The following is a 26,779-nucleotide window of genomic DNA, read 5'->3' as shown; positions in this document are numbered from 1 at the left end:
CACGTCCGCGTCCACCGCATCCGTCCCCACCACCGGCCCCGCACGGCAGCGCCACCCCGGTTTCGGCCCGAAGCTCCTCGTCCCGGTGCTCGTCGGGCCGCTCCTCAACCCGATCAACACCACGATGGTGTCCGTCGCGCTCGCGCCGATCTCCCGCGACCTGGGCATCGGGTCCGCGCAGGCGATCTGGCTCGTCGCGGCGCTGTACCTCGCGAGCGCCGTCGCCCAGCCGTCGATGGGGAAGCTCGCTGACCGGTTCGGGCCGAAGAAGGTGTTCCTCACGGGGCTCGTCATCGTCGGCGTCGCCGGGTTCGTGCCCGAGTTCCTCACCGGGTTCGGGGGCGCCGTCACCGCTCGCGTGCTCATCGGCATCGGGACCTCGTCCGCCTACCCGGCCGCCCTGACCACACTCCGCCAGCAGTCCGAGCGCATCGGCAAGCCGACCCCGCCGCTCGTGCTCGGCGCGCTCTCGATCACGTCCCTGGTCTCCGCGGCCGCCGGGCCACCGCTCGGGGGCGCACTCATCGCCGCCTTCGGGTGGCACGCGATCTTCCTCGTCAACGTGCCCCTCGCCGCCTTCGGGTTCGTCGTCGCGGGGCTGTGGCTGCCGTCCGACGCGTCGCGGCCCCGCCACGACGACGGGGTGCCGGTGCTCACCGCGCTCGACCCTGCCGGCATGCTCCTCATGACCGGGACCGTGTCCGCGCTGCTCGTGTTCCTGCTCGACCTGTCCGACGGCCTCTGGTGGCTGCTCGGGGTCGCCGTCGCGCTGCTCGTGGCGCTCGTGCTCCGCGAGCTCCGGGCCGTCAAGCCGTTCATCGACGTACGGCTCCTCGCCACGAACCGCGCGCTGAGCCGCACCTACGTCCGGTTGTTCCTCGTGTACATGGTCGCGTACACGATGACCTACGGGTTCTCGCAGTGGGTGCAGGACGTCGCCGGCTACTCGAGCGACCAGGCCGGGTACATCCAGCTGCCCTCCGCCGTGATCGCCGGCGTCGTGTCGTTCCTCGTGGCGCGACGGACCCGCGTCCGGACGCCGCTCGTGATCGCAGCCACGGTCCCGGTCGTCGGCGGGCTGCTGCTCCTCGGCCTCCACGCCGGCAGCCCGGTCTGGCTCATCGCCCTCGTGCCGACCATGTTCGGGGTGCCGCAGGGGCTCGCGTCGGTCTCGAACCAGGCGGCGCTGTACCGGCAGGTGCCCTCGTCGTACATCGGCACCGCGGCCGGGCTGTCCCGGACGAGCGTGTACATCGGGGCGATCGCGGCGTCGTCCCTCATCGGCGGTGTCTTCGGCGAGCGCCCCACCACGCCGGACCTGCACCTGCTCGGATGGGTGATCGTCGGCGTCGCACTGCTGCTGTCCGCACTGACGATCCTCGACCGGGCACTGCGGCGGGCGGATCGCAGCGCCGCGGGCTGACCCGGAGCGGACGTGCGCCGGGCCTCCCGGGCCGTCCGCTCGCCCCGATACGCTGAGCGGGTGACCGACCCGACCCACTGGACACTCACCCTCGTCTGCCAGGACCGCCCCGGGATCGTCCACGCGGTGAGCGGCGCCGTCGTCGCGGCCGAGGGGAACATCACCGAGTCGCAGCAGTTCTCGAGCGAGGACACGAACACGTTCTTCATGCGGCTCCAGGTGCTCGCACCCGTCTCGCGTGCGGCGTTCGAGGCCGCACTCGCCCCCGTGGTCGAGCGGTACGACATGACCGTGCAGCTCGACGTCGTCGGACGCCCCCTGCGCACGCTCGTGCTCGTGTCGAAGGCCGGCCACTGCATGAACGACCTGCTGTACCGGCAGCGGAACGGGCAGCTCCCGATCGAGGTCCCCCTGGTGCTGTCGAACCACCCGGACCTCGGCGAGCTCGCCGCGTTCTACTCCGTGCCGTTCGAGCACCGCGCGGTCGTCGACGACGCCAGCAAGCGTGCCATGGAAGCGCGGGTCCTCCAGGCCGTCGAGGAGCACGACATCGAGCTCGTCGTGCTCGCACGCTACATGCAGATCCTCTCGCCCGAGCTGTGCGCCGCGCTCGCCGGCCGTGCGGTGAACATCCACCACTCGTTCCTGCCCGGGTTCAAGGGCGCCAACCCGTACCGGCAGGCCCACGCGCGGGGCGTCAAGCTCATCGGGGCGACGGCGCACTTCGTGACGAGCGACCTCGACGAGGGGCCGATCATCGAGCAGAACGTCGTCCGGGTCGACCACTCCCGCACGCCGCAGCAGCTCGTGTCCATCGGACAGGACGAGGAGTCGCGCACGCTGACCCAGGCCGTCCGCTGGATCGCCGAGGACCGCGTGCTCCTCGACGGCGGCTCCCGCACGATCATCTTCCGGTGAGCGACATGTCGAACCCGCCGCAGTCCCCCGTCGACTGGGAGGACGTCCCACCGCCCGCAGCCGGCGCGGGCCACGCCGCCCCCGCTCCAGGCCGCGCCGCACCCGCCGTGGGCCGCACGTCGGCGGCGGGGGCTCCCCGAGCCTCCCGGCCGCGCCCCCGCGTCGACGTCTGGACGGTCGTCCGGGTGGCCGTCATGGTGTTCGGCCTGTTCTCGCTCGCGTACTGGGGCTACATCTCGTGGGCCTTCCCGAGCCCCGCCGTCGTGTTCATGGTCGGCGCGCCGGTGTTCGCCGCACTCGTGTGGTTCTTCTTCCGCTCGCCGCGGTCCCCGATCCCGACGGACGCGGTCGGCAAGACGATCGTCGAGGTCGCGCTCATCGTCGCCGCGGGCGGCGCCTGGCTCTCCATCGGCCGGCCGTGGGTCGGACTCGTGTTCATCGTCGTCGCCGCGGTGTCGGGCATCGTCGTCGGTCGCCGGGAGACCGCACCGTGACCGGCGGGGAGGCCCGGACCACGCTCCTCCGCGCCGCTCGCGCGGTCGACGTGTCCGGGATCGTCGAGGACCCGTGGCTGCTGCTCGACGGCGACACGATCCGAGCGACGGGCAGCGGACCGGACGCGCCCGCAGCGGCGGAGGTCGTCGACCTCGGCACGGCCACGATCACGCCCGGGTTCGTCGACCTCCACGGGCACGGTGGGGGCGGCGGCGCCTACGACCACCCGGACCAGATCCCGACGGGACTCGCCGTCCACCGTGCACACGGCACGACGCGGTCGGTGATCAGCCTCGTGGCGAACCCCGTGCCGGTGCTCGTCGACCACCTCACCGCGATCCGCGCGCTCGCCGCCCGGGACCCACTCGTGCTCGGCGCGCACCTCGAGGGACCGTTCCTGTCGCCCGACAACCGCGGAGCGCACCACCCCGCGTACCTGGTCCCCCCGGAGCCGGACGCCGTCGCCGCGCTGCTCACCGCGGGCGAGGGAGTCCTGCGCCAGATCACGATCGCGCCGGAACTGCCCGGCGCCGAGCGGGCGATCCCCGCCGTCGTGGAGGCCGGGGTCGTCGCCGCGGTCGGGCACACCACGGCGGACCACGGGACCGCGCAGCGGGCCTTCGACCTCGGTGCCTCGATGCTCACCCACGCCTTCAACGCCATGCCGGGGATCCACCACCGTGCCCCCGGGCCGATCTCGGCCGCGATCGCCGACGACCGTGTGACGCTCGAGCTCATCCTCGACGGTGTCCACGTCGCGCCGGCGGTCGCGCAGATCCTGCTCCGTGCCGCGCCCGGCCGTGTCGCCCTGATCACCGACGCGATGGCGGCCGCTGGTTCCCCCGACGGCGACTACATGCTCGGCGACCTGGGGGTGCGGGTGACCGACGGCGTCGCGCACGTGGCCGGCTCGGACACCATCGCCGGATCGACGCTGACGCAGGACGCCGCCCTCCGCATCGCCCTGACGCAGACCGACGTGTCGCTCGTCGATGCCGTCGCGGCGCTCACGGCCGTCCCCGCGGGTGCCATCGGCGAGGGGGAGCGCCTGGGCCGACTGGCACCCGGGTACGCGGCCGACGTCGTCGCGTTCCGCGGGGACTGGACCGTCTCGGGGGTGTGGGCTGCGGGGGTGCCGGTGGCCGGGGCCTCCGCCGACTGACGGTCAGCCGGCCAGGAGCGCCCGGGCGCGCGACGCCGCACCGAGCGCCACCGCGTCGCTGCCCAGCCGGGCCCGCTCGACCCGGACGACGGCACCGCTGACGGGGGGTTCGGCCTCGAGCGCCCGGCGCATCGGCGGCTCGAGCAACGCCCACGCGGCGGACACCCCGCCGCCGATGACGACGGTCCGGACGTCGAGGATCCCCGCGGTCAGGAGGATCGCCCGCGCGAGCCCCCACCCGGCGGCGTCGAACACCGCACGGGCGTCGGCGTCGCCGGCCTCGGCAGCGGCGGCGACCTCGTGCGCGTGGCGGGTCCGGCCCGTGCGCTCGGCGTAGCGCGCGCTGATGCTCCGCGCGGACGCCAGGGTCTCGAGGTGCCCGCGCTGCCCGCAGGTGCACCGGGCGTCGCCGAACCCCGGGACGTGACCGATCTCGCCGGCGGCACCACCGGGCCCGTCGTACAGCTCGCCCGCCAGGATGAGGGCGCCGCCGACCCCGGTGCCGAGCGTCATGCCGAGCACGTCCCGCTCCCCCGCCACGGCGCCGGCCGAGACCTCGCCGCGGAGGAACGCGTTCACGTCGTTGTCGAGGGTCGCCGGGACGCCGAGCGCGGCCTCGATCGCTGCGGTCACCCCGAAGCCGGCCCAGCCGGTGAACGAGTCGCCGGTCACGAGCACGGTGCCGCTCGCCGCGTCGACGACACCGGCCGCGCCCACCCCGACGCCGATGAGCGTGCCGTGCTGCCGCGTGAGCAAGGCGCCCACCGCCGCGACCGCCGCGCGGACGATCGCAGCGCCGCCGTCGTGCGCCGGTGTCGGGACGTCCGTCCGGTCGAGCACCACGAGGTCCTCGGTGCACAGCAGCACCTTCGTGTTCGTGCCGCCGACGTCGATCCCGCCGAGCAGGCGACGTGGCGCATCGGTCGGGAGGGCCGGGGCCGCGGTGTCCGTGCGGCTCACGCGCGTTCCCCCGGGACCGGTCCTCCGGAGCCGGCGGCGAGCGCCGCCTGTCGCTCCGACCGTCGGCGGCGCTGGAGCACGGGGTCCGGGACCGGCACGGCCGCGAGGAGCCGGCGCGTGTAGTCGGTCTCGGGGTGCAGCAGGGTCCGGCCGGTGGGGCCCTGCTCCTCGATCCGCCCGCCGCGCATGACGACGACCCGTGCGGCGAAGTGCTGCACGACGGCGAGGTCGTGCGACACGAACAGGCACGCGAACCCGAGGTCGTGCTGCAGGTCGGTGATGACCTCGAGCACGGCCTCCTGCACGCTGACGTCGAGGGCACTCGTCGGTTCGTCGGCCACGAGGAGCTTCGGCCCGAGCACGAGGGCCCGGGCGAGACTGACGCGTTGCCGTTGCCCTCCCGAGAGCTCGCGCGGCGCGCGTCCGGCCAGGGCACGGGGCAGCCGGACGGCGTCCAGGGCCTCGGCGACGAGGCGGTCCCGTTCGGCACCACCCATGCCCCGGCGGTGGACGCGGAGCGGCTCGGCGATGCACTCGCCGACCGCCATGCGGGCGTCGAGCGACGCGACCGGGTCCTGGAGGACCACCCCGATTCCGCCCTGGAGGGCCCGTCGTGCACGCCCTCGCGTCCGGCGGAGGTCCTGGCCGAAGAGCGCGACGGTCCCGGAGGTGGGCAGCACGAGGCCGAGCGCCACGCGCGCCGCGGTCGACTTGCCCGACCCGGACTCGCCGACGAGGCCCACGGTCTCCCCGGCGTGCACGCGGATGTCGACCCCGGCGAGGGCCTGCACGGCGCGGCGGCCTCGACCGAAGGCGACCCCGACGTCCCGCAGGTCGACCACCGGAGGCGTGCCGTCCCTCCCGACCGTCGACGGGTCGTCCGGGACGGGCGCGGGCCGGTCCGGATCCGCCACGAGGAGCCGCGGCACGGCGGCGAGGAGCCGCTTCGTGTACTCGTGCTCCGGTCGGAGGAGGACGTCCTCGACGCTGCCCGTCTCGACGATCTCGCCGCGGAGCATGACGGCGACGCGGTCGGCGAAGTCGGCGACGACGCCCATGTTGTGCGTGACGAGCAGCACCCCGGTGCCGGTGTCGACGGCGAGGCGGCGGAGGAGTTCCAGGATCTCGGCCTGGACGGTCACGTCGAGTGCGGTGGTCGGTTCGTCGGCGATGAGGAGCCGCGGTTCGTTCGCGATGGCCATCGCGATGACGACGCGCTGCCGCTGGCCGCCCGACAGCTGGAACGGGAACGCGGAGGCGCGCTGCTCGGGGTCGGGGATGCCGACGCGGCGGAGCAGGTCGACGGCCTCGCGAGCGGCGTCGGCCGCGGTGATCTGCCGGTGGTTGCGGATCACCTCGGCGATCTGGGCGCCGATCCGGGTGAGCGGGTCGAGTGCGGTCGCGGGTTCCTGGAAGACCATCGACACCGTCCGGCCACGGAGTGCCGCGAGCGACGGCTCGGACGCGCCGACGACGTCGGTCCCGCCGACCGTGGCTCGGCCGCTCGGCGTGGCGTTCGGGGCGAGCAGGCCCATCGCGGCGAGCGCGATCGTGGACTTGCCCGATCCGGACTCGCCGACGAGAGCGAGCGTCTCGCCCGGCCGGACCTGGAGGGACACCCCGCGCACCGCGGGCACGGCGCCGGTCTCGGTGGCGAAGGTGACGTCGAGGTCCTCGACGTCGAGGATCGGCACGGTCGTCTGGGTGGTCGTCGGCATCAGCCGCGTCCTCTCGCGTCGAAGGCGTCCCGGAGCCCGTCGCCGATCGCGTTGAACGCGCAGACGACGAGGATCACGGCGAGGCCGGGCGGCAGGATGAGCCACCACCGGCCCGAGTACGCGGCGGTGAGGCCCGCCGAGAGCATGCCACCCCAGTCGGTCGCGGGTGGCTGCACGCCGAGGCCGAGGTAGGACACGTAGGCGACGAGGAGGATCGCGTCGGCCACCTGGAACGTCGCGGCGACGACGATCGTCGACACGGAGTTCGGGAGCACGTGACGCATGACGGCGCGGGCGTGCGTGCCGCCGATCGCCCGGAGTGTCAGGACGTAGTCGCGGTTCTTGAGCGTCAGGGTCTCGGCTCGGATGAGGCGCGACGGCACGAGCCACGACACGAGGCCGAGGATCACGATGAGCCCGAGGACGTCCGGCGTCGAGATCGCCGAGATGACGAGCAGGATGAACAGCGCGGGGATGGCGATGCCGGCGTCGACGACGCGCATCATGACCGCGTCGACCCATCCGCCCGCGTACCCGGCGATCGCACCCCAGAGCGTGCCGATGACCGTGGCGAGCAGCCCGGCGGCGAGACCGACGAGGAGCGACACGGTCCCGCCGTACATCAGGCGACCGAGCTCGTCGTGGCCGACGGCGTCGGTGCCGAGCAGGTGTGCGCCGCCGGGCCGGAGGTTCGCCTGCGACAGCGTGGTGTGCGTCTGGTCGGTCGGGTACACGAGTGGGCCCACGAAGCAGAACAGCACGAACAGGACGACCACGACGAGGCCGACGACCGCGAGCCGGTTGCGGAGGAACCGGCGCAGCGCGATCCGGAAGCCGGTGGCACCGACGACCTCGACGGCGGGCCCGGCGGCGGAGTCCGGGCTCAGTGGCGTCTGCCCGGGTTGGAGGACGGCGCTCATGCGGGACCTGCCTTGCTTCGGGGGTTCGGGGACCGGTCGCCGGTCATGCCGTCGCCGCCCTGACGCGGGGGTCGACGATCGACTGGATGACGTCGGCCAGGAGCGTGCCGACGACGGTGGCCACGGAGATGACGAGGACGCAGCCGAGGAGCACCGGGTAGTCGGACGACTGCGCGGCACTCCAGAACAGCAGGCCCATGCCCGGGTAGTTGAAGAGCTGCTCGACGACGAGCGATCCGCCGAAGAGCACCGGGACGTAGTACCCGAGCATCGCGATCACCGGCGTGAGCGAGTTGCGGAGGACGTGCCGTCGGAGGATCGCACCCTGTCGTGCGCCGCCGGCCCGCGCGGTGCGCACGTAGTCCTCCTGGAGGTTCTCGAGCGTCGACGACCGCATGTACCGGCTGAACACGGCGACTATGGCGGCGGCACCGGTCACCACCGGGAGGACGAGACCGGCCGGGTCGGCGAAGACCTCGGCGAGCGTGTTGCCGTTCGGGGCCTGCGAGGGGAACCACGGCAGGACCTGGCTGAACACCACGATGACGACGAGCCCGAGGAAGAACACGGGGGTGGAGTACGCCACGAACGCGAGGGTCGTGACGACGTAGTCGACCGGCTTGTTCCGCCGGACGGCCTGCCACATGCCGAGCGGGATCGCCACGGCGAGCGCCACGACGGCCGACAGGATCGTCAGCACCAGGGTCTTCGGCAGTCGCTCGACGATGAGCTGCGTGACCGGCTCGTTCAGTGTGTACGAGGAGCCGAGGTCGCCGCGGAGCAAGGTACCGAGGTAGTAGACGTACTGCACGACGAGGGGCTTGTCGAGGCCCTGCTCGCGGTTGAACTGCGCGATCTGCAGGCTCGTGGCCTTCGCCCCGAGGATCCCGCGAGCGGGACCCCCGGGGAGCGTGTGCAGCAGGCAGAACACGATCACGGTGACGATGAACACCACGATCACGGCCTGCAGCACACGCCGGGCGATGTAGAGCGCAGTGGTCACTTGCTCCACTTCCACTGCGCGGGGTGGAAGTTCGCCAGGGAGTCCTGGTCGAACCCGGTCAGGCCCTTCTTGACGACCGAGATCTGGTAGTCGGGGCTCGGCAGCCAGATCACCGGCAGGTCCTTCGCGACCGTCGCGCTGTAGTCCTGCACCGCGCTCGAGTCGGTCGACGTGGTGCTGGCCGAGATGAGCTGGTCGACCTGCTTGTTCGAGTAGTTCCCGAAGTTCGCGCTGCCGGCGGTCTGGAACAGCGAGTCACCGGTCGGGTACGCGTTGAAGTACCAGCTCCCGGCGGTCCCGAAGAACGACAGCTGCCACTTGCAGATGTCCTGGTCGGCGGTGCACTGCGGCGTCTGCGACAGGACCGTGTTGACCGGAGCGGTCTTGATCGAGAACCCGATGCCGGTCTTGGCGAGCGAGGACTGGATCGCGCTCATCATGTTGTCCGTCACGGTCGAGCCGGACTGCGACAGCACCTGCATCTGGAACTTCGTGCCCTTGGCGACGCCAGCACCGCACTGCGAGCTCCCGGACCCGGCGTCGGTGCAGACCATCGTGCCGTTCTGCTCGGTCCAGCCGTGGCTCGTGAGCAGGGCCTTCGCCTTGCTGCTGGAGTACGGGTACGGGTTGTCCGTCTGGGTCGACGAGACGAAGTCGGACTTCTGCGCCTGCGGGACCGGCCCGTAGCCCGGCGTCGCGGTGCCGTTGAACACGACCTTGGACAGCTGCGGCTGGTTGATCGACATCTGCACGGCCTGACGGGCGTACAGCTGCTGGAACACCGGACCCATGGTCGGGTTGTGGAAGTTGTACGGCATGTACGTGATCGCCCATCCGTTCCACGGCTCGACCGAGTAGCCCTTGGACGTGAACGAGGCCTTCTGGTCGATGTCCGAGGGACTGATGTAGCCGTAGTCGACGGAGCCCGAGCGGAGCGCGTTCGTCTCGGCGTCGCTCGTGGTGAACGGCAGCAGGTCGACCGTCGTGATCGAGGGCTTCTCGCCGCCGTCGTACTTCTTGTTCGCGGTCAGGACGACCTTGCCCGAGGTCGAGAACGAGTCGATCGCGTACGGGCCGGAGATCGTGGTCCAGAGCTTGTTCGAGTCGTACCCGGAGATGTCCTTCGCCGCGGCGTTGAGGAACTTCCACACCTGCTTCGCACCCGCGGTCGTGCGGTCGGCGTCACCCACCGAGCCGTTCGCGCTCGTCTTGTCCCAGGCGTGCTGCGGGAGCGGGGTGATGAGGCTCAGCTCGTTCGCGAGCATCCACTGCTCGTTGTAGGCCTTGTCGAACGTGATCGTGAAGTGTCGGTCGTCGATCGTCTTCAGGGACGTCCAGTTGTCGGGCGCCTTGCCCTCGTTGTAGCTCGCCCAGTCGGCCTTGTTCGCCTTGATCACGTTGAACCAGAACTCGACGTCGCGCGACGTGATCGCCTTGCCGTCGCTCCAGTGGCGGTCGCCGAGGGTGATCGTGACGCTCTTGCCGTCCGAGCCGAAGTCCGCGGCCGTGGCGATCGAGCCGGCCTTGTTCCAGGCGATCTTGCCCGTCGAGCCGTCGTACGCGATGAGGGGCTCCCAGAGCGACGACGCGATCGACCCGTTGTTCGTGTTGAGGTGCGCCGCGGTCCCGATCGGCAGGATCCAGTTCGGCGTGAAGTTCGCGGGCAGGGCGTAGTCGATGGTGTCGGAACCCGACGACGCGCTCGATCCGCCGGAACCGGCGCAGCCGGCGAGCAGTGCGGACGCGGCGACTGCCACTCCCGCGACGAGCGCCCAGGGGCGGCGGGACCGCCCTGTGCGTGCTGTGGACATGGTGTTCTCCTTCGAACGGGGCCGGTCGGCACCAGGGGTGGAAGGCGGAGCGGAGGGGTGGCGTCGTGCTGGTGGACAGTCAATGGGCAAACCTCGTGGAGAAAGAAGTACCTCTGTGTAAAAACTGCGTTTCTGCGGAACTGGGGAAAGCCGAGAGCCTCGACGTGCGCCATACACTCGCAGCACTCGCCCTCGATGGAGATAGTTCGGCCATGTCTGTAGAAAGTCCCCGGGACCGGTCCCGTGGCTGAGCTCAGTGCCCGCGTGCTCGAGCTCATCGCCTCGGGACAGGCGACCAGCCGCACCGAGATCGCCACGCACCTCGGCGCCGCGCCGTCGACCGTGTCGCTCACGGTCGGGCAGCTCATCGCGAACGGCCTCGTGGCCGAGGAGGGCACCCGCTCGTCGACCGGCGGACGCCCGCGGAAGGTGCTCCGCCTCGGGGGCGTCGACGAGTACGCGCTCGCGGCGGACCTCGGCGGCACGCACGCCCGGGTCGGCGTCGTCCTGCCGGGCGGTGGCCTCAGCGACGTCCGCACGATCCCCTTCGCCATGGTCGACGGGCCGCGCCCCGGGCTCGAACGCCTGGCGGAGGTGCTCGAGGAACTGGCCACGCGCCGGGGCCGGAGCGCGCTCCGCGGCGTCGGGCTGAGCCTCCCGGGCCCCGTCGACGTCGAGGCGGGCGTCGTCGACCTGCCGAGCCGCATGCCGGGCTGGAACGGGTTCCCCGTCGCCGCCTGGCTGGCCGAGCGGTTCGGGGTCACGGCGGCCGTCGACAACGACGCGAACTGCATGGCCGTCGGCGAGCACGCGGTGCAGCCGCCGGAGCGTCGCCAGGCGATCATGGTGAAGGCGGGCTCGGCCATCGGTGCGGGGATCATCGCCGACGGCCGGCTCTACCGGGGCGCGACCGGCGCGGCCGGGGACATCACGCACGTGCGCATCGACGCGGCCGGCGACACCCCGTGCTCGTGCGGCAACACCGGGTGTCTCGAGACGGTGGCGTCGGGCGCGGCCCTCGTGCGCATCCTGCAGGAGTCCGACGTCGACGTGGCCACCACGCAGGACGTCGTCGCGCTCGCGACCGACGCCCACCCGGCCGCGACCCGAGCCGTCCGCCGTGCGGGCAAGTACCTCGGCGAGGTGCTCTCCGCCAACGTCAACTTCTTCAACCCCGACGCGGTGTACCTCGGTGGCATCCTCTCGACCGTCGAACCCTTCGTCGCGGCCGTGCGCAGCCAGCTGTACGAGGGGTGTCACCCGCTCGTCACCCAGCACCTCACCATCGAGCGGGCATCGCTCGGGGCCGACGCCGGCCTCGTCGGCGCCGGGCAGTTCGCCCTGCAACGCGCCCTCACCGCCACCCTCGACGCCGTCGCCGGCGCATCCACCACCAACCACCACCGGAGGATCCGTGTCCCCTGAACCCAGCCCGTCCCTCCCGGTCATCGCCGTCGCCGGACTCGGCATCGAGTCGTCGACGTTCTCACCGGCCCGGACGCTGGCCCCGGCGTTCCACCCGCTCCGCGGCGACGAGGTCATGGACCGGTACCCGTTCCTCCGCGCCGGGCAGCCGCTCCGCGAGGCCGCCCGGTGGCGCGGTGCGCTCGTCGGCAAGGCACTGCCCGGCGGGATCGTCACGCGGGACGCGTTCGAGGAGCTCGCCGGCGGGATCACCACCCGGCTCGACGCCATCGTCGGCAGCGGGGCGATCGACGGCCTCTGGTACGACATCCACGGCGCGATGACCGTCGAGGGCCTCGACGACGCCGAGTCGGTGCTGCTCGCACGGATCCGTGAGGTCGTGGGCCCGGACGTGATCGTGTCGACGTCGATGGACCTGCACGGCAACGTGTCGCGGGAGCTGGCCCACGCCTCCGACCTCATCACGTGCTACCGGATGGCACCGCACGAGGACGCCCTCGACACGAAGGAGCGGGCGGTCCGCAACCTGGTCGACCTGCTGGCCGCGCAGCCGACCCTGCCGTCCGCCACCGACGCCGCCGACGGCGGGGCCGCCCCGCGCGTCCGTCCCGTGAAGGCGTGGGTGCCGGTGCCGGTGCTGCTCCCCGGCGAGCAGACCTCGACGAGGATCGAGCCCGCCGCGCACATCTACGCCGGCGTGCCGGAGGTCGAGGCCGCCGACGGCGTCGTCGACGCCGCGATCTGGGTCGGGTACGCGTGGGCCGACGAGCCACGGAACCGCGCCGTCGTCGTGGTCACCGGCTGGGACGAGGACGCCGTCACCGCGGGGGCCGAACGCCTGGCCCGGAGCTTCTGGGAGGCCCGCGAGGACTTCGCGTTCGTCGCCCCCACCGGCTCGTTCGCCGAGTGCCTCGACGCCGCGCTGGCCTCCGACGCCCGCCCGTACTTCATCTCCGACTCGGGCGACAACCCGACCGCCGGTGGCGCGGGCGACATGACGTGGGGCCTCACCGAGCTGCTCGCCCGGCCCGAGTTCGCCGAACCGAGCGGTCCGACCGTCGTCTACGCCAGCGTCCCCGGACCGGAGGCGATCCGTACCGCCGTCGCGGCCGGCGTCGGCGCGACCGTGACCGTCACGGCCGGGGCGCAGGTCGACGACCGGCACGCCGGACCCCTGACCATGACCGGGCGGGTGCACGCCATCCGACACGGCGATCCGGACGCCGTCACCGAGGTCGTCCTGCAGGTGGGCAGCGTGTTCGCGATCCTCACGGAGCTCCGGAAGCCGTACCACCACGAGCACGACTTCACCGACCTCGACCTCGACCCGCGGTCGGCTGACGTCGTCATCGTCAAGATCGGGTACCTCGAGCCCGAGCTGTACGACATGGCGGCCGACTGGATGCTCGGCCTCACCCCCGGCGGCGTCGACCAGGACCTCGAGCGACTCGGCCACCAGCGCATCCGCCGCCCCATGTTCCCGTTCGACCCGGCCTTCCCCGCCGAGCCGGACCTGTCGGCGCGCATCCTGCCGGCCTCGGACGTGCCGCTCACCGGGCCGGACGAGTGAACGACCGGCAGCCGACGTCGGCAGCCGTGGTCGGGCCTCCCGGCCGGGAGGCCCGACCAGCGCTGGAGATCGCGGTCACGTCCGCCGCGGGTGCGGTCGTCGCGCGCGATGGCGGCGCGGACCGCGTCGAGCTCTGCACGGCGCTCGAGCTCGGCGGCGTCACCCCCGCGCAGGGACTCGTGGAGGCCGTGGTCACCGTCGGGATCCCCGCGCACGTGCTCGTGCGGTGTCGGCCGGGTGACTTCGTGTACGACGAGGACGAGATCGCCACGATGATCCGCGAGGTCCGGGCGGTCGTGGCCTCCGGCGCGCAGGGCGTCGTCGTCGGGGCGCTCGGGCCGGACGGGATGCTCGACATCGCGACGATCGCGCGGCTCCGGAGCGCGGCTCGGGACGTCCGGGCCGATGTCGAGGTCACGGTGCACCGCGCGATCGACCACGCCGCGGACCCGATCGCCGCCGCCGGGACCCTGCCGACGCTCGGCGTCACGCGGGTGTTGACGTCGGGTGGTGCCGCGACCGCGCCGCAGGGCCTCGCGACCATCACGCGGATGGTCGCCGCGGCCGGTCCGGTGCAGGTGATGGCGGGGAGCGGCGTGGCACCGCAGGACGTCCCCGCGTTCGCGAACGCGGGTGTGGCGGCCGTGCACCTCTCCGCGAAGCGGCTCGTGGCCGGGCGTGGGACGCGAGGGAGTCGCGTGCCCATGGGCGTCGCGGGCGAGGACACCCACCTGGCCACGGACCCGGCCGTCGTGGCGGCGGCGCGGGCCGCGGTCGACGCGGTGCGCTGACGCCGGGGTTCCTGCCAGGCTGTGGGCATGAGCCTGATGATCTCGCCCTTCGACGCGCGAGCGACCCGCACCAGTGGCAAGTACACCGACTTCCCGCCGGACGTGATCCCGATGTTCGTCGCCGAGATGGACTGCACGCTCGCCGAGCCCGTCCGCGACGCCATGATCGCGGCCGTGCAGGGTGGCGACACCGGGTACCTGGGGTCCTCTCGGGAACTGCCGGACGCGTTCGCGGACTTCGCCGAGCGGCGGTGGGGGTGGCGCGTCGAGCCGGACCTCGTGCACACGACCACCGACGTGTCCGTCGCAGCGGTCGAGGTGCTCCGGCAGGTGACGGAGCCCGGTGACGGCGTCGTCGTCATGCCGCCCGTGTACCCGCCGTTCTGGGAGTTCGTGGACGAGGCCGGATGCATCGCGGTCGAGGTCCCGCTCCTGCCGCCGTCGGACGCCGACGACGACGCGACGCCGTTCCCGACGACCGCCGGCTGGCGGATCGACCTGGACGGGGTGCGCCGCGCGTTCGCCGACGGGGCGCGCACGGTGCTGCTCTGCAATCCGCACAACCCGCTCGGTCTCGTGCACAGCCGGGAGGCCCTCGCCGCGTTGGCCGCGCTCGCCGCGGAGTGGGACGCGGTCGTGGTGAGCGACGAGATCCACGCGCCGCTCGTGCACAGCGACGCGGTCTTCACGCCGTTCCTCGCAGCCTCGGACGACGCGGCCCGGGTCGGGGTCACGGTGACCGCGGCGAGCAAGGGATGGAACATCGCGGGGACCAAGTGCGCCATGATGATCGGCGCCTCGGACCGGTCCGCTGCGTGGTTCGACGCGCTGCCGCGCGAGGTCGAGTGGCGGACGAGCATCCTCGGGTACCTCGCCAGCACGGCGGCCTACCGTGACGGCGAGCCGTGGCTCGAGACCCTGCTCGGCGAACTCGTCGCGAACCGTCGTCTGCTCGCCGAGCTGCTGCCCGAGGTGGTGCCGGGGGCGCGCTACCGGCAACCGCAGGCGTCGTACCTGGCGTGGCTGGACCTCCGCGGCACGCCGTGGGGTGACGACCCCGCGACGCCGCTCGTCGACGCAGCACGGGTCGCACTGGGCCACGGACCCGAGTTCGGCACGCCCGGCATCGGGCACGCCCGGCTCAACTTCGGGTGCTCCGAGGAGACGCTGCGCGAGGCCCTCCGCCGGATCGGCGACGCGACGACCCGCGCCGCGCGCTGACCCTCGGACACGACGACGGGCCCGGTGCGTGTGCACCGGGCCCGTCGTCGTCCATGCCCCGGAGGACCGGGAGTGTTACTTGATCTGCGCCGTGATGGTCGCGACACCCACGAGGAGGTTGCTCTTGACGGCGGTCGTGCCGAACGTCTTGTTGAGCAGCGCGGCGGCGTCCGACGACACGTGCACGGTGGTGCCGGTCAGGATCGCGTCGTCGCCCTGGAGCTTCAGCGGCTTGAGCGTCCCACCGTGCAGGGCGAACAGGTAGGCCTGCGTCGCGGCGGGCTTGCCGTTGACGAGCACGTCACCGTAGAGCTTCGAGCTGCCGGGGTTGACGGTGAAGTTCTCGAGCGTCACGGTGGTCGAGCCGCCCTTGAGGGTCAGGCCCGAGCCGTCGTGCTCGATGAGGCCCTGCACGTAGGGGCGGTAGTCGCTCTTCGGCGACCAGTAGACGACGCTGCCGCCGGTGATCGGGAAGGAGACGGTCGACCCGGACAGCTTCGCCGAGCCGCTGACGCCCGGGGTGAGCTTCAGCGAGGTCAGCGCGCTCATGAAGCCGCTGTCGAGCGCGACCGCGGTGTCGCCGCCCTTGATCTCGGGGACGGCTGCGGCCGGGGCGGGGATCTTCGACGACGACGACGCGGCGAGGTGCACGGCGGGGGCCGCGGCGTTCGCGGCGCTGACGCCGAAGCCGCCGAGCCCGGCGACGAGCGCTCCAGCGGTGGCGATGGTGACGGTGGTCTTGGTGAATCCACGCATGATGACTTCTCCCTTGCTGTGGGCACGCCGAACACACCCTGATTGAGGGTGGAGAACCAGCCGCAGGTGGCCGGTGAGCGCTTCGAGCATTTGCTCGGTCTGTGCAGGTAGTTCGGCGCCCCCACGGAGGTGGATTGGTCGGCCTCGGAGCAATTCTCCGATCGCTCGGATGCGGTTCGGCTGGTCACAACTGTATTGCGTGCAATACTTACGTCATGGACACGCCTGCCCCCGTCGACGAGATGGTCTGCTTCGCGATCTACGACGCCGCCCGGGCGACGACCCAGGCGTACCGCGCACTCCTCGCCCCCTGGGGCCTCACGTACCCGCAGTACCTCGTGCTCGTCCTCCTCTGGGACCGCGGGCCCCTGACGGTCGGCGCGCTCGGCGACCACCTCGACCTCGACTCCGGCACGCTCTCACCGTTGCTGCGGCGCATGGCAGATGCGGACCTCGTCACGCGTGAACGCAGCCGCGCCGACGAACGGGTCGTCGAGATCGCGCTGACCGACCACGGCCGGGCACTGCAGTCCGACCTCGCCCACGTGCCCGGGTGCATCGCAGGCGGGATGGCGATCGACCTCGACACGGCACGTGGACTCATCGACACCCTGCACCGCGTCACGGCGGGGATGCAGGCGACCACGGCCGGCGCACGCTAGCCGCGCCTCCCGTCCGGCCCGGCCGGGAGGCCCCACCCACCCCCGTCACGCGCCGCGTGACGACCACGAACAGGAGACACCATGGACGCCCTCTACACCGCAGAAGCGCTCTCGACCGGCGAAGGCCGCAACGGCCACGTCCGGACCACCGACGGCACGCTCGACCTCGACATGGCGATCCCGAAGGAGATGGGCGGCTCGGGCGCCGGCGCGAACCCCGAGCAGCTGTTCGCGGCCGGGTACGCTGCGTGCTTCCACTCCGCGCTCCAGGGCGTCGCCCGGGCACAGAAGGTCTCCATCACCGACACCACCGTCGGCGGCCGGGTGCAGATCGGCGCGAACGGGCAGGGCGGGTTCCAGCTGGCGGTCCACCTCGAGGTCGTCATCCCCGGGATGGAGCACGACGCAGCACAGGCCCTCGCGGACGCGGCGCACCAGGTCTGCCCCTACTCGAACGCGACGCGTGGCAACATCGAGGTCACGATCAGCGTCTCGGACGACTGACCCCACCTCGACGCCGCACGATCCGCTCCCCACCGCCACGAGCCGCGGTGGGGAGTGGACCGCTGCGGATCAGCGTGTTGGCGTCTCGTCGAAGCGCTGCCACGCCGGCTTGTTCGCAAACACGTGGCGGTAGTAGTCGGCGAGCTGCAGCTGTGCGGCGGCGGCCTCGTCGACGATGACCGTCGCGTGTTCGTGCAACTGCAGGGCGCTGCCGGGCACGAACGAACTGACCGGCCCCTCGACCGCGCCCGCGACGGCGGCGGCCTTGCCCTCGCCCTGCGCCACGAGCACCAGCTCCCGCGCCTCGAGGATCGTGCCCAACCCCTGCGTCATGCAGTGCATCGGCACCTCCTCCACCGAGTCGAAGAACCGCGCGTTGGCCGCGCGCGTCGCCGGCGCGAGCGTCTTGATGCGCGTGCGGGACGCGAACGAGGACGTCGGCTCGTTGAACCCGATGTGCCCGTTCGCGCCGATCCCCAGGATCTGCACGTCGATGCCCCCGGCCGCGCGGATCGCGGCGTCGTACTCCTTCGCCGCGAACTCCAGGTCCGCCGCACGACCGTCGGGGACCCGGACCCGCGCGGGGTCGAACCCGAGCGGACCGACGACGTCGCGGGCGATGACACTGGCGTAGCTCTCCGGATGCTCCAGCGGGATCCCGACGTACTCGTCGAGCGCGAACCCGCGGGCCTGCGCGAACGAGATCTCCCCGCCCTGCACCCGCCGGGCGAGGTCGGCGTAGATGTCCTGCGGACTCGACCCGGTGGCCAACCCGATCACGGCGGACGGCTTGCGGGACACGACGGACGCGATCTTCGCAGCGGCCATCCGGCCGACCTCGACCGCTGTGGGCAGGATGATGATCTCCATGACGGGCCCAGCCTATGCGGCCTGATCCTCCCATGACGCGGTTCATCGGAGAGCGTCGCCCGCGACCGAGCAGCGCTGCCCGCGGCGGTCGCTGACCCCAGAACGGGTGCATGGCTGGACGGATGTTCCGCCAGCGGCCTCATACCGCTACGCTCCGAGCACACCCGACATTCTCGGTCGATTCACATGTCCGCATCAGCGGACCGAAAATTGGGGGAACACCCGTGCACCGCAGCACCTCCGGCACCCGACGCGCCTGCGCCGTCGGCACCACCATCGCCCTCGTGGGGCTCACCACCGGCCTCGGCGTCTTCGGCGTCCAGGCGGCCTCGGCCGACACGCTCACCCGGTTCGACGCGACGTCCGTCTCCGCGGCGGCGGACATGTCCCCGACGAGTGCCCCGACCGCCGACACGACCACGCCCGCTGCGCCGGTCAGCACGAGTGCACCGACCGCCCCGTCGCCGACGAGCACGGCGAGCGCCTCCCCGAAGGCGACGACGCCGGACACTCCGGTGACCAGCACGCGGGTCCCCACCCCCGCGGCCGCCACGCAGACCGTGACCCTGAGCAGCACGACGGCCAAGGTCGGTCAGACGCTGACCGCCGACCCGAACGGATTCACGGGGACGCCGCTCTACGCCTGGACGCGCGAGGGCGTGACCGTCGGCAACGGAGCGAGCTACATCGTGAAGACGGCGGACATCGGCGCGACGCTGACGGTCACCGTCACGGACAACACGGGCGCCTCCGCCTTCGCGACGACCTCCGCGGTCACCGAGGACCCGCAGTTCCCCGACACCACGTCTGCCGCGCATCCGCTCGAGCTGAGCGTGACCGCCGGCGAGTCCCTCTCCCACACCTTCGCCGCGACGGGCGCACCCGCTCCGACCTACGCCCTGGCGTGGGCCGACCCCGACGAGGGCGACCCCTCCGACCCGACCGACGACCCGAGCGTCCAGCTGCCGGACGGCGTCACGTTCGACGCTGCCACCGGTGTGCTCAGCGGAATCCCGACCGACGCGGATGACTCGCCCTACGACTTCGCGGTCACGGCGACGAGCGGTGGCGCAACGGCCACCGAGTACGTGGAGCTCACCGTCGAGCCGGGCGCTCCGTTCGGTGTCGAGGTCTACACCACCGACAAGAAGGACTTCGACTCGTCCACGGGCACGTCGTGGATCATCGGTACGGACGGAAGCGTCGAGACGGTCACCGTTTCCGGCAGCGACTTCGACCAGACCGTCACGGAGACGGACGGTGGCCGCCCGACGGTGCACCAGGGCGGAACGCTCGTCGTCGAGGGCGACCTGGTCGACCGCTACGGCAACGCGACCTACGACGCGGACGGGAACGCCCCCATGCCGACCGTCACGTCGGACTACGCCACCGACAAGATCACGAGCGACCCCGAGTACGGGGACTTCGGCCTCGTCGACGTCACGTTCCCGCACGCGTCGACCCACCACCTGACGGTGTCGGCCGACGCCTTCAGTACCGCGTTCGCCGTGGACGTCGTTCCGGCCGCGACCACCGTGGCCACCACCACGTCGACGACGCCGACCGCCACGACCGCCACGGGTGAGCTCGCGTTCACGGGCTCCGAGACGACCCGTGCCCTGCCGTGGGCCCTCGGTCTGCTCATGGCCGGCCTCGGCGTGACCGGTCTCCGGATCGGTCGCCGGCGCACGCAACGCTAGTCGGTCCTCCCGTCCCGCGGTCCGCCGCAGGACGGGAGGCACGACGCGGGGCCCGTCGTCCACATCGGACGGCGGGCCCTTCGTCGTCCACAGGCCGTCCGGGACGCCCGCCCGCTGCCACCCTGGTCGTTACGGTGGGGGCATGCCCACTCCCGAGTTCGTCCTGGCGCTCCGCGAGAAGGTCGGGACCGACCTGCTCTGGCTCACGGGTGTGACCGCCGTCGTGCTGCGGGGCGACGGCGACGAGCAGCAGGTCCTCGTCGTCCGCCGTGCCGACACCGGAGCCTGGACACCGGTGACCGGGATCATCGACCCCGGCGAGGAACCCGCGGTCGCCGCCGCGCGCGAGGTCCTGGAGGAAGCCGACGTCGTCGCCGTGCCGGAGCGACTGGCGATGGTGCAGACCCTCGCGCCGATGACCTACCCGAACGGCGATCGTGCGCAGTACATCGACATCGTGTTCCGGTTCCGGTGGGTGTCGGGCGAGCCGTTCCCGGCGGACGGCGAGAACACGGAAGCTGTCTGGGCGCCGGTGTCGGACCTCCCCGCCATGTCGGACGACATGCGGAGTCGGGTGGCAGCCGCGCTGCGCGACGATCCCGCCGCGGTGTTCCGGACCTGAGTCTCAGCGTCCGAGCGGCACGGCCGCGGTCACCCGGAGCTTGACGGCGGACAGGATCGTCGCAGCGGCCGCCGCCACCACGGCGACCCACAGCACGGCGCTGGCGGCAGACGACTGCGCTGCCATCGACCCGGCTGCGGCGCCACTCACCACGAGTGCGATGCTGACGACGGCTGACCCGGCGGACTGCCCGACGGTTCGGTTCGTGTTGAGGACGGCCGATGCACTCGCGGCGTAGCGGAGGGGAGCGGCGGCCATCATGTCCCGGTTGTTCGGGCTCTGGAACGTGCCGTACCCGAGGCCGCACACGGCGGTGGACAGGAGCACGAGCCAGATCGGCGGCGCGGACCCGAGCAGCGCGAGCATGACGAGGCCGATCGTCAGGACGACGAGGCCTGTGAGGGCCAACACCGCCGGACGGACCCGGTCGGCGATCCGCCCGGACAGCGGTGCCACGACGACGATCACGAGCGGCCACGGCGTGAACAGGAGCGCCGACTCGAGCGGGCTCGCCCCGTACGCGGTCTGGAACAGGAACGGCAGGGCGACGAACGCGATGCCCTGCCCCAGGAACGACGCCCACGCGGTGCCGACCGTGAGACTGAACGGGCCGGTGAACAAGCCGAGCGGGATGAGCGGCCGGGCGGCCATCCGCTCACGACGCACGAACAGCACCGCGCACACGGCACACACGACGAGGAGCACCAGCGCGTGCCAGAGGGTCGTGACCGCGGCGAGCTGTCGGACGCCGACGAGCAGCGCGGCGATCGCTCCCGCGGCCCAGACGGCACCGGGCCAGTCGTAGTCGCCCCGCTCGGGCACGCCCTTCGGCAGGACGACGAGCGCGAGCACGAACGACGCGACACCGATCGGCACGTTGATGAGGAAGAGCCACGGCCACGGGAGTGCGGCGAGGATCAACCCTCCGAGCGTCGGTCCGGCCGACGTCCCGATGGCGACCGTCATCGCGTTGAGCCCGAGCGTCTGCCCGAGGCGCTCCGGCGGGAACAGGCGCCGGATCAGCGGGATCGCCACGGCGAGGACCACCGCGGACCCGATGCCCTGGACGACGCGGAACGCGACGAGGACCGCGAGCGTCGGCGCGAGCGCGCAGCCCAGGGACGCCAACGTGAACACGGGGACGCCGATCAGGTACAACCGGCGGCGACCGATCTGGTCGCCGAGCGCACTCGTGGCCGGGACCGAGCAGGCGACGGCCAGGAGGAACGCGGTCGCGACCCACACGGTCTCGGACGGCGCCACGTGGAGATCGGTCGCGAGCTTCGGCAGGGCGACGTTGACGATCGAGGTGTCGATGGTGCCGGTGAGGGTCGACAGGAGGATCGAGACGAGGGCCAGGGTCCGCCGCCGGGCGCTGAGGGTGGGCGCGGCAGCGGAGGAGGTCACCGTCGCTAGTTTAGCTTTGCGAACTATCTGGATCGTCAGCTACGGAAGGTCCTCACCCACCGCGGATCGCCCGGTCCTCCAGCTCGGCATGATCTCCACGCGCGGTACGACCTCCGACGTCACGCCGGGACGAGCCGTTCGACCCGGGCGAGTTCGTCGTCGTGCTCGTCGTGCTCGACTTCGATGTCGTAGTCGTTCTGGATGTTGAGCCAGAATCGCTCGGACAGCCCGAACGCCTGCGACAGCCGGAGCGCAGTGTCGGTGGTGATACGGCGCTTCCCCCGGATGACCTCGCTCAGCCGCGTCTGCGGGAGCCCGGTCGCCTGCGCGAGTCGGTACGCCGTGATGCCGAGTGGCTCGAGGAACTCGGTCCGCAGGATCTCCCCGGGTGTGATCGGGTCATGTGCTTTCGACATCAGTGTTCCTTCGCTCGTGGTAGTCGGCGATGTGGACATCGGAGGGTCCTGCGGCCGTCCAGACGAAACAGATCCACTGATCGTTGACGCGGATCGAACACTGCCCCTCGCGGTCGATGACGTCCAACAGGAGCACGTGATCGCGGACTCTCTCGCCGACACAGGGCGCTCCGGCGGTACGGCGTCGATGGCCCGCAGCACAGCGGACGGGAGGCGCCGCACCCGATGACACCGCGCCTCCCGGGCGCAGTTCAACCGAGCGGCGCCACCGCGACCGGCGTCCCGAGCAGGCGGACGTGGACCTCGTCGCCGGGAACCGGCCGCTGCGCGACGTCGTGCTGGACGACGAGCGCCGTGCCGTCGTCGAGTCGGAGGGTCGTGCGGCGGACCGAGCCGAGGAAGCTCGACGTGAGGACGGCGCCGGACAGGCCGCCGTCCGGGGCGAGCACGACGTCCTCGGGGCGGACGTAGGCGGTCACGGGCCCGTCGTCGAGGGTGCGGTCGATGCTCGGCAGCGAGAACCCGTACGTGAACACGTCGCCTCCGCGGAGGTCCCCGCGGAGCCGGTTCGACTGACCCACGAAGTCCGCAGTGAACGCCGTCGCGGGCCGCATGTACAGCTGCTCCGGCGTCCCGATCTGCTCGATCCCGCCCCCGTGCATCACGGCGATCCGGTCCGAGACGGCGAGCGCCTCCTCTTGGTCGTGGGTGACGAACAGCGTCGTGATGCCGAGTTCGGTCTGGATGCGACGGATCTCGTCGCGGAGCGTCACCCGCACCTTGGCGTCGAGCGCTGACAACGGCTCGTCGAGCAGGAGCACCCGGGGCCGCGTGACGAGCGCTCGGGCGAGCGCGACGCGCTGTTGCTGCCCGCCGCTGAGCTGGTGCGGATAGCGGTCGGTGAGGTCCGCGAGGTGCACCATGTCGAGGGCCTCGACCACACGGCGGCGCCGGTCGTCCGCGGGGACCTTCCGCATCTCGAGCCCGAAGGCGACGTTCTGCCGGACGGTCATGTGCGGGAACAGCGAGTACTGCTGGAACACCATCCCGATGTCCCGTCGCTCCACCGGCACGGCCGCGACGTCCTGGCCGTCGATGCGGATGGCGCCGGCGTCGATCACCTCGAGACCCGCGAGTGCCCGGAGTGCGGTGGTCTTGCCGCACCCCGACGGTCCGAGCAGCGAGACGAACTCCCCCGGCTCGAGTCGGAGCGAGAACCCGGTGAGCGCGGTGTGGGCGCCGTAGGACTTCACGACACCGTCGAGCTCGACGGTGGCCCCACTGCGGTTCGCCGTCGTGGGGGTGGGCTGGGCGGTGCGGGTCATGCGGGCTCCTGGGAGGTGGGGGCGGCGACGGCGACACCGTCGAGGACGTGCGAGCGCAGGGCGGCGTCGGCCGGGCCACTGGACCCGGTGCCCGTGCTCCCGGCACCGGACGCGCCGCCTGCTCCACGACGGATGCGGCGCGCGCCAGGTCGAGCCGACCCGACGCGGCCGATCACGACGAGCAGGACGAACCCGAACACGAGCGCGGCGAGCGAGAAGATCGCCGCGACGAACGGGTCCGTCTGCTGGATGAGCACGAGCGCCGTCTGGAAGGTCGTCCGCGACAGGAATGACGCGAGCGTGTACTCGCCGAGCACGACCGTGACGGTGAGGAAGCACGCGGCGAGGATGCCGCGGCGCAGGTTCGGCAGGAGCACCCGCATGACGACCGTCGCCCAGCCTGCCCCGAGTGATCGAGCGGCCTCGGCGAGCACGACGACGTCGACCGTGGTGAGTGCGGTGGCGATGGGCCGGAACGCGAACGGCAGGCTGATCACCCCGATCGCGAAGGCGAGCGTCCACGCACCCGACCCGAGGACCTGCGCGATCACCTGGTACACGGGGACGAACCCGACGACGAGCACGACGGTCGGCACGGTGATCGGCAGGATGCACACGAACTCGAGCGCGCGCCGGAGCCGGGGGTACCGGAGTGTCGTGACGATCTGGGCGGGCAGGAGCACGAACAGGACGATGCCGACGGTGATCGCCGCGATGACGAGCGAGTTCACGAGGCCGTCGAACAGGGGCTGGTACGTGGCCCGGTTGACCGGATCCGCGAGCGCCGTGTAGTGCGACAGTGTCAGCCCGGCCCCCGCACCCTGCCGGAGGGTGAACTGCGCCAGCGCGACGATCGGCACCGCGAACACGAGCCCGACGACGACCAGGACGACGGTACCGACCGTCTTCGAGGGTGCGGGGCCGTACCCGCGTGCCGAGCTCATCGCTGCCACCGCGAGGCGCGACGCTCGAGCGCGGAGTACCCCGCCATCACGGCGACCATGACCACGACCATGCCGAGCGCCAGCACCCCGGCGACGTTCTGCACGCCGACGATGGTCTCGCTCGTGAGTTCCTGGCGGATCGTCAGCGGCACGATGCCGCCCTGGGCGATGAGCGCCGCGGCCGTGGCGTACGACGAGAACGCGTTGGCGAACAGGAGCAGCAGGCTGCCCCAGAACGCGGGTGCGAGCACGGGGATCGCGATCCGGCGCCAGTACACGGACCGGGAGGCCCCGAGCGTCGCCGCCGCCTCGCCCCACTGCACGCCGAGGCCCTCGAGCGCCGGCATGAACGTCAAGACCATGAGCGGCACCTGGAAGTAGAGGTACGGGACGACGAGTCCAGCCACCGTGTAGAGGAACGGGCCGTTCGCGTTGATGTCGATCCCGATGCCGCGGAGCCAGACGGTCACGATGCCCTGGACGCCGATCGTGGCGATGAACGCGAAGGCCAGCATGACCCCGCCGAACTGGGCCAGGACGCTCGACGCGGCGTCGACCATGGACCGGACGAGCCCGTCGGGGCGGAGCGTCGTCAGCGCCCAGCACACAACGGCGCCGATGGCCGTGCCGAGTACCGCCGACGCTGCGGACAGCCCGGCCGAACCGGCGAAGGCCTGCAGGACCGACGGATCGGTGAACGCCCGGAGGTTCGCGAGCGTGGGGACGCCCGCGGCGGTGGAGAACCCGCTGGCGACCGCGATGACCGCGGGAACGGCGAGGAAGAGGAGCACGTAGAGCGCGAACGGGGTGAGACCGAGCCACGCGACGCCGCGGCGCCGGGGTCCTCCCCCGGCGCCGCGGCCTGCGGTGGTCAGCCCCCGCGCGGCCCCGTGCGCCTGCACCGCACGGGGCGGCGTGGCGGTCGTGGTCGCGTCAGCGGTGGCCATGGGTCAGCGGACCGTCGAGGACCACGTGCTGGTCAGCAGGGTGGCCGCGGTCGCCGCCTCCGTGCTCGACAGCTGGACGAGGCTCTTCGGTGCGTCGCCGACCTTCGCCAGGACGGCCTTGTCGACCGTGCCGTTCTTCTCCATCGCGGCGAGCGTGGCGGGGTACGCGCCGGACGCGAGGTACAGGTTCTGCACCTTCGGGCTGTAGATGTACTCCTCCCAGAGGCGCGCGGCTGCCGGGTGCGGCGCGTCGACGTTGATCGCCTGGTTGTAGTAGCTGCCGAGCGCGGTGCCCTTCGGGATCACCGTCTTCCAGTTCGGGTTGCCGGCGGATCCGCCTGCGGCGCCCCATGCGAGGTTGTTGTACGACCACTGCACGACCACCGGGGTCTCACCCGAGTTGACGGTGGCCTGCGTCGGCAGGACGTTGAGCATGTTGCCCGCGGCCTTGAGCTTGCCGAAGTAGTCGATGCCCGGCTGGATGTCCTTCGCCGAGCCGCCGTTCTCGAGCGCGGCGAGGTAGACGGCGCTGGCGGCCTCGTTCGCCTGCGTCGGGTCGCCCTTGATCGCGACCTTGCCCTTGTAGGCGGAGCCGAGCAGCGACTTCATGCTCTTCGGGGCGGTCTTGATGACGGACGAGTCGTACCCGATCGACATGAGGCCGGTGTAGTCGTAGTACCACCCGCCGTCGGCGGCCTTGTCCGCGGTGGGGATGTCCGCCCAGTTCGCGACCTTGTACGGCGCGACGAGGTCGAGGTTCTGGCTGAGGACCGCGGTGCCGATGTCGAAGACGTCGGGGGCGGTGGACTGACCCTTCTGCGACTTCGCCGCGGCGACCTCGTCGGCGCTCGAGCCGTTCGGGTTCGCGGAGTTGATCGTGATGCCCGGGTACTTCTTCTCGAACCCGGCGATGATCTTGCCGTAGTTGGCCCACGAGGGCGGCAGCGTGATGACGTTGAGCTGTCCCTCCTTGTCGGCCGCCTTGACGAGGGCGTCCATGCCACCGTTCGACGACGCGGACGTCGCCGTCGACCAGTCACCGGAGGCCGAGGCGGATCCGGACGAGTCGGTGGTCGCGGCGCTGCTCGTGGTGGAGCAACCGGTCAGGGCGGCGAGTGCCGCGGCGGCCAGCGCGATGCCGGCGGATGAGCGCTTGGAGAGCACGGGTGTTCCCTTCCTGGGGGCGACCGGCCGTTCACTGTGGGACGG

General features: G+C 71.9%; 25 protein-coding genes. 12 read left to right on the top strand and 13 right to left on the bottom strand.

What is annotated here, in order from left to right; all coding sequences use genetic code 11:
- The first annotated feature begins 85 nt into the window (after positions 1-85).
- From DEI92_RS07860 to DEI92_RS07845, 4 genes are read left to right on the top strand one after another with little or no spacing between them, the layout of a single operon-like run.
- Positions 86-1,423, top strand: coding sequence for an MFS transporter (locus DEI92_RS07860; protein WP_111013070.1), 1,338 nt, complete (start codon positions 86-88; stop codon positions 1,421-1,423).
- Positions 1,424-1,483: 60 nt separating this feature from the next.
- On the top strand, positions 1,484-2,341 hold the full coding sequence (gene purU, locus DEI92_RS07855; RefSeq protein WP_111013069.1) for a formyltetrahydrofolate deformylase: 858 nt from the start codon (positions 1,484-1,486) through the stop codon (positions 2,339-2,341).
- Positions 2,342-2,346: 5 nt separating this feature from the next.
- A complete protein-coding gene (locus DEI92_RS07850) occupies positions 2,347-2,835 on the top strand; it encodes a YrdB family protein (RefSeq protein WP_258370141.1) in 489 nt (162 codons plus the stop codon).
- Positions 2,832-3,998, top strand: coding sequence for an N-acetylglucosamine-6-phosphate deacetylase (locus tag DEI92_RS07845; RefSeq protein WP_111013067.1), 1,167 nt, complete (start codon positions 2,832-2,834; stop codon positions 3,996-3,998). The genes DEI92_RS07850 and DEI92_RS07845 overlap by 4 nt, the downstream gene beginning before the upstream one ends.
- A 3-nt stretch (positions 3,999-4,001) precedes the next feature.
- Here the strand turns inward: DEI92_RS07845 and DEI92_RS07840 are convergent, their stop codons facing one another.
- The 5 genes from DEI92_RS07840 to DEI92_RS07820 are packed head-to-tail and all read right to left on the bottom strand — an operon-like array spanning position 4,002 to position 10,410.
- Positions 4,002-4,958, bottom strand: a complete 957-nt coding sequence (locus DEI92_RS07840) for an ROK family protein (protein ID WP_220037475.1) — start codon at positions 4,956-4,958, stop codon at positions 4,002-4,004.
- Positions 4,955-6,676: an ABC transporter ATP-binding protein gene (locus tag DEI92_RS07835; RefSeq protein ID WP_111013066.1), complete on the bottom strand. Its 1,722-nt coding sequence runs from the start codon at positions 6,674-6,676 to the stop codon at positions 4,955-4,957. Before DEI92_RS07835 ends, DEI92_RS07840 begins: the two co-directional genes overlap by 4 nt.
- Entirely contained in the window at positions 6,676-7,596 is a 921-nt protein-coding gene (locus DEI92_RS07830) for an ABC transporter permease (protein WP_111011522.1), read from the bottom strand. Before DEI92_RS07830 ends, DEI92_RS07835 begins: the two co-directional genes overlap by 1 nt.
- A gap of 43 nt (positions 7,597-7,639) precedes the next feature.
- Entirely contained in the window at positions 7,640-8,599 is a 960-nt protein-coding gene (locus DEI92_RS07825) for an ABC transporter permease (protein WP_111013065.1), read from the bottom strand.
- Positions 8,596-10,410, bottom strand: a complete 1,815-nt coding sequence (locus DEI92_RS07820; RefSeq protein WP_111013064.1) for a peptide ABC transporter substrate-binding protein — start codon at positions 10,408-10,410, stop codon at positions 8,596-8,598. The genes DEI92_RS07825 and DEI92_RS07820 overlap by 4 nt, the downstream gene beginning before the upstream one ends.
- A 243-nt stretch (positions 10,411-10,653) precedes the next feature.
- Between DEI92_RS07820 and DEI92_RS07815 the strand changes: the two genes are divergently transcribed.
- The 4 genes from DEI92_RS07815 to DEI92_RS07800 are packed head-to-tail and all read left to right on the top strand — an operon-like array spanning position 10,654 to position 15,417.
- Entirely contained in the window at positions 10,654-11,835 is a 1,182-nt protein-coding gene (locus tag DEI92_RS07815) for an ROK family transcriptional regulator (RefSeq protein ID WP_111013063.1), read from the top strand.
- Complete coding sequence (locus tag DEI92_RS07810; RefSeq protein WP_111013062.1) at positions 11,825-13,405, top strand: M81 family metallopeptidase; 1,581 nt, start codon at positions 11,825-11,827, stop codon at positions 13,403-13,405. The genes DEI92_RS07815 and DEI92_RS07810 overlap by 11 nt, the downstream gene beginning before the upstream one ends.
- Positions 13,402-14,196, top strand: coding sequence for a copper homeostasis protein CutC (locus tag DEI92_RS07805; protein ID WP_258370125.1), 795 nt, complete (start codon positions 13,402-13,404; stop codon positions 14,194-14,196). The genes DEI92_RS07810 and DEI92_RS07805 overlap by 4 nt, the downstream gene beginning before the upstream one ends.
- A gap of 27 nt (positions 14,197-14,223) precedes the next feature.
- On the top strand, positions 14,224-15,417 hold the full coding sequence (locus DEI92_RS07800) for a MalY/PatB family protein (RefSeq protein WP_111013192.1): 1,194 nt from the start codon (positions 14,224-14,226) through the stop codon (positions 15,415-15,417).
- Positions 15,418-15,492: 75 nt separating this feature from the next.
- Here DEI92_RS07800 and DEI92_RS07795 read toward each other — a convergent pair whose 3' ends face one another.
- Entirely contained in the window at positions 15,493-16,173 is a 681-nt protein-coding gene (locus DEI92_RS07795) for a hypothetical protein (RefSeq protein ID WP_111013061.1), read from the bottom strand.
- Between the two features lie 215 nt (positions 16,174-16,388).
- Between DEI92_RS07795 and DEI92_RS07790 the strand changes: the two genes are divergently transcribed.
- On the top strand, positions 16,389-16,835 hold the full coding sequence (locus DEI92_RS07790; protein WP_258370124.1) for a MarR family winged helix-turn-helix transcriptional regulator: 447 nt from the start codon (positions 16,389-16,391) through the stop codon (positions 16,833-16,835).
- 81 nt (positions 16,836-16,916) lie between these two features.
- Positions 16,917-17,339, top strand: a complete 423-nt coding sequence (locus DEI92_RS07785) for an organic hydroperoxide resistance protein (RefSeq protein WP_111011529.1) — start codon at positions 16,917-16,919, stop codon at positions 17,337-17,339.
- Positions 17,340-17,408: 69 nt separating this feature from the next.
- Here DEI92_RS07785 and nagB read toward each other — a convergent pair whose 3' ends face one another.
- Positions 17,409-18,209, bottom strand: coding sequence for a glucosamine-6-phosphate deaminase (gene nagB / locus DEI92_RS07780; protein ID WP_111013060.1), 801 nt, complete (start codon positions 18,207-18,209; stop codon positions 17,409-17,411).
- A gap of 224 nt (positions 18,210-18,433) precedes the next feature.
- On the opposite strand from nagB, the gene DEI92_RS07775 reads away from it, so the two are divergent.
- A complete protein-coding gene (locus DEI92_RS07775; RefSeq protein ID WP_111013059.1) occupies positions 18,434-19,909 on the top strand; it encodes a putative Ig domain-containing protein in 1,476 nt (491 codons plus the stop codon).
- A gap of 142 nt (positions 19,910-20,051) precedes the next feature.
- Positions 20,052-20,531 (top strand): NUDIX domain-containing protein, encoded by a 480-nt coding sequence (locus tag DEI92_RS07770; protein WP_111011532.1) that lies wholly within the window; start codon positions 20,052-20,054, stop codon positions 20,529-20,531.
- 3 nt (positions 20,532-20,534) lie between these two features.
- Here the strand turns inward: DEI92_RS07770 and DEI92_RS07765 are convergent, their stop codons facing one another.
- The 6 genes from DEI92_RS07765 to DEI92_RS07740 form a co-directional block, all read right to left on the bottom strand.
- A complete protein-coding gene (locus DEI92_RS07765) occupies positions 20,535-21,938 on the bottom strand; it encodes an MFS transporter (RefSeq protein WP_181434753.1) in 1,404 nt (467 codons plus the stop codon).
- Positions 21,939-22,057: 119 nt separating this feature from the next.
- Complete coding sequence (locus DEI92_RS07760) at positions 22,058-22,354, bottom strand: HigA family addiction module antitoxin (protein ID WP_111013057.1); 297 nt, start codon at positions 22,352-22,354, stop codon at positions 22,058-22,060.
- A 251-nt stretch (positions 22,355-22,605) separates the two neighbouring features.
- Complete coding sequence (locus DEI92_RS07755) at positions 22,606-23,679, bottom strand: ABC transporter ATP-binding protein (protein WP_111013056.1); 1,074 nt, start codon at positions 23,677-23,679, stop codon at positions 22,606-22,608.
- Positions 23,676-24,623, bottom strand: coding sequence for an ABC transporter permease (locus DEI92_RS07750; protein ID WP_111010717.1), 948 nt, complete (start codon positions 24,621-24,623; stop codon positions 23,676-23,678). Before DEI92_RS07750 ends, DEI92_RS07755 begins: the two co-directional genes overlap by 4 nt.
- Positions 24,620-25,570: an ABC transporter permease subunit gene (locus DEI92_RS07745; RefSeq protein ID WP_111013055.1), complete on the bottom strand. Its 951-nt coding sequence runs from the start codon at positions 25,568-25,570 to the stop codon at positions 24,620-24,622. Before DEI92_RS07745 ends, DEI92_RS07750 begins: the two co-directional genes overlap by 4 nt.
- A 3-nt stretch (positions 25,571-25,573) precedes the next feature.
- Positions 25,574-26,734: an ABC transporter substrate-binding protein gene (locus DEI92_RS07740; protein ID WP_111013054.1), complete on the bottom strand. Its 1,161-nt coding sequence runs from the start codon at positions 26,732-26,734 to the stop codon at positions 25,574-25,576.
- Positions 26,735-26,779 lie beyond the last annotated feature (45 nt).

It is taken from the genome of Curtobacterium sp. MCBD17_034, assembly GCF_003234515.1.
Classification (GTDB): Bacteria; Actinomycetota; Actinomycetes; order Actinomycetales; family Microbacteriaceae; genus Curtobacterium.
This window is presented reverse-complemented; position numbering and strand designations above follow the sequence as displayed.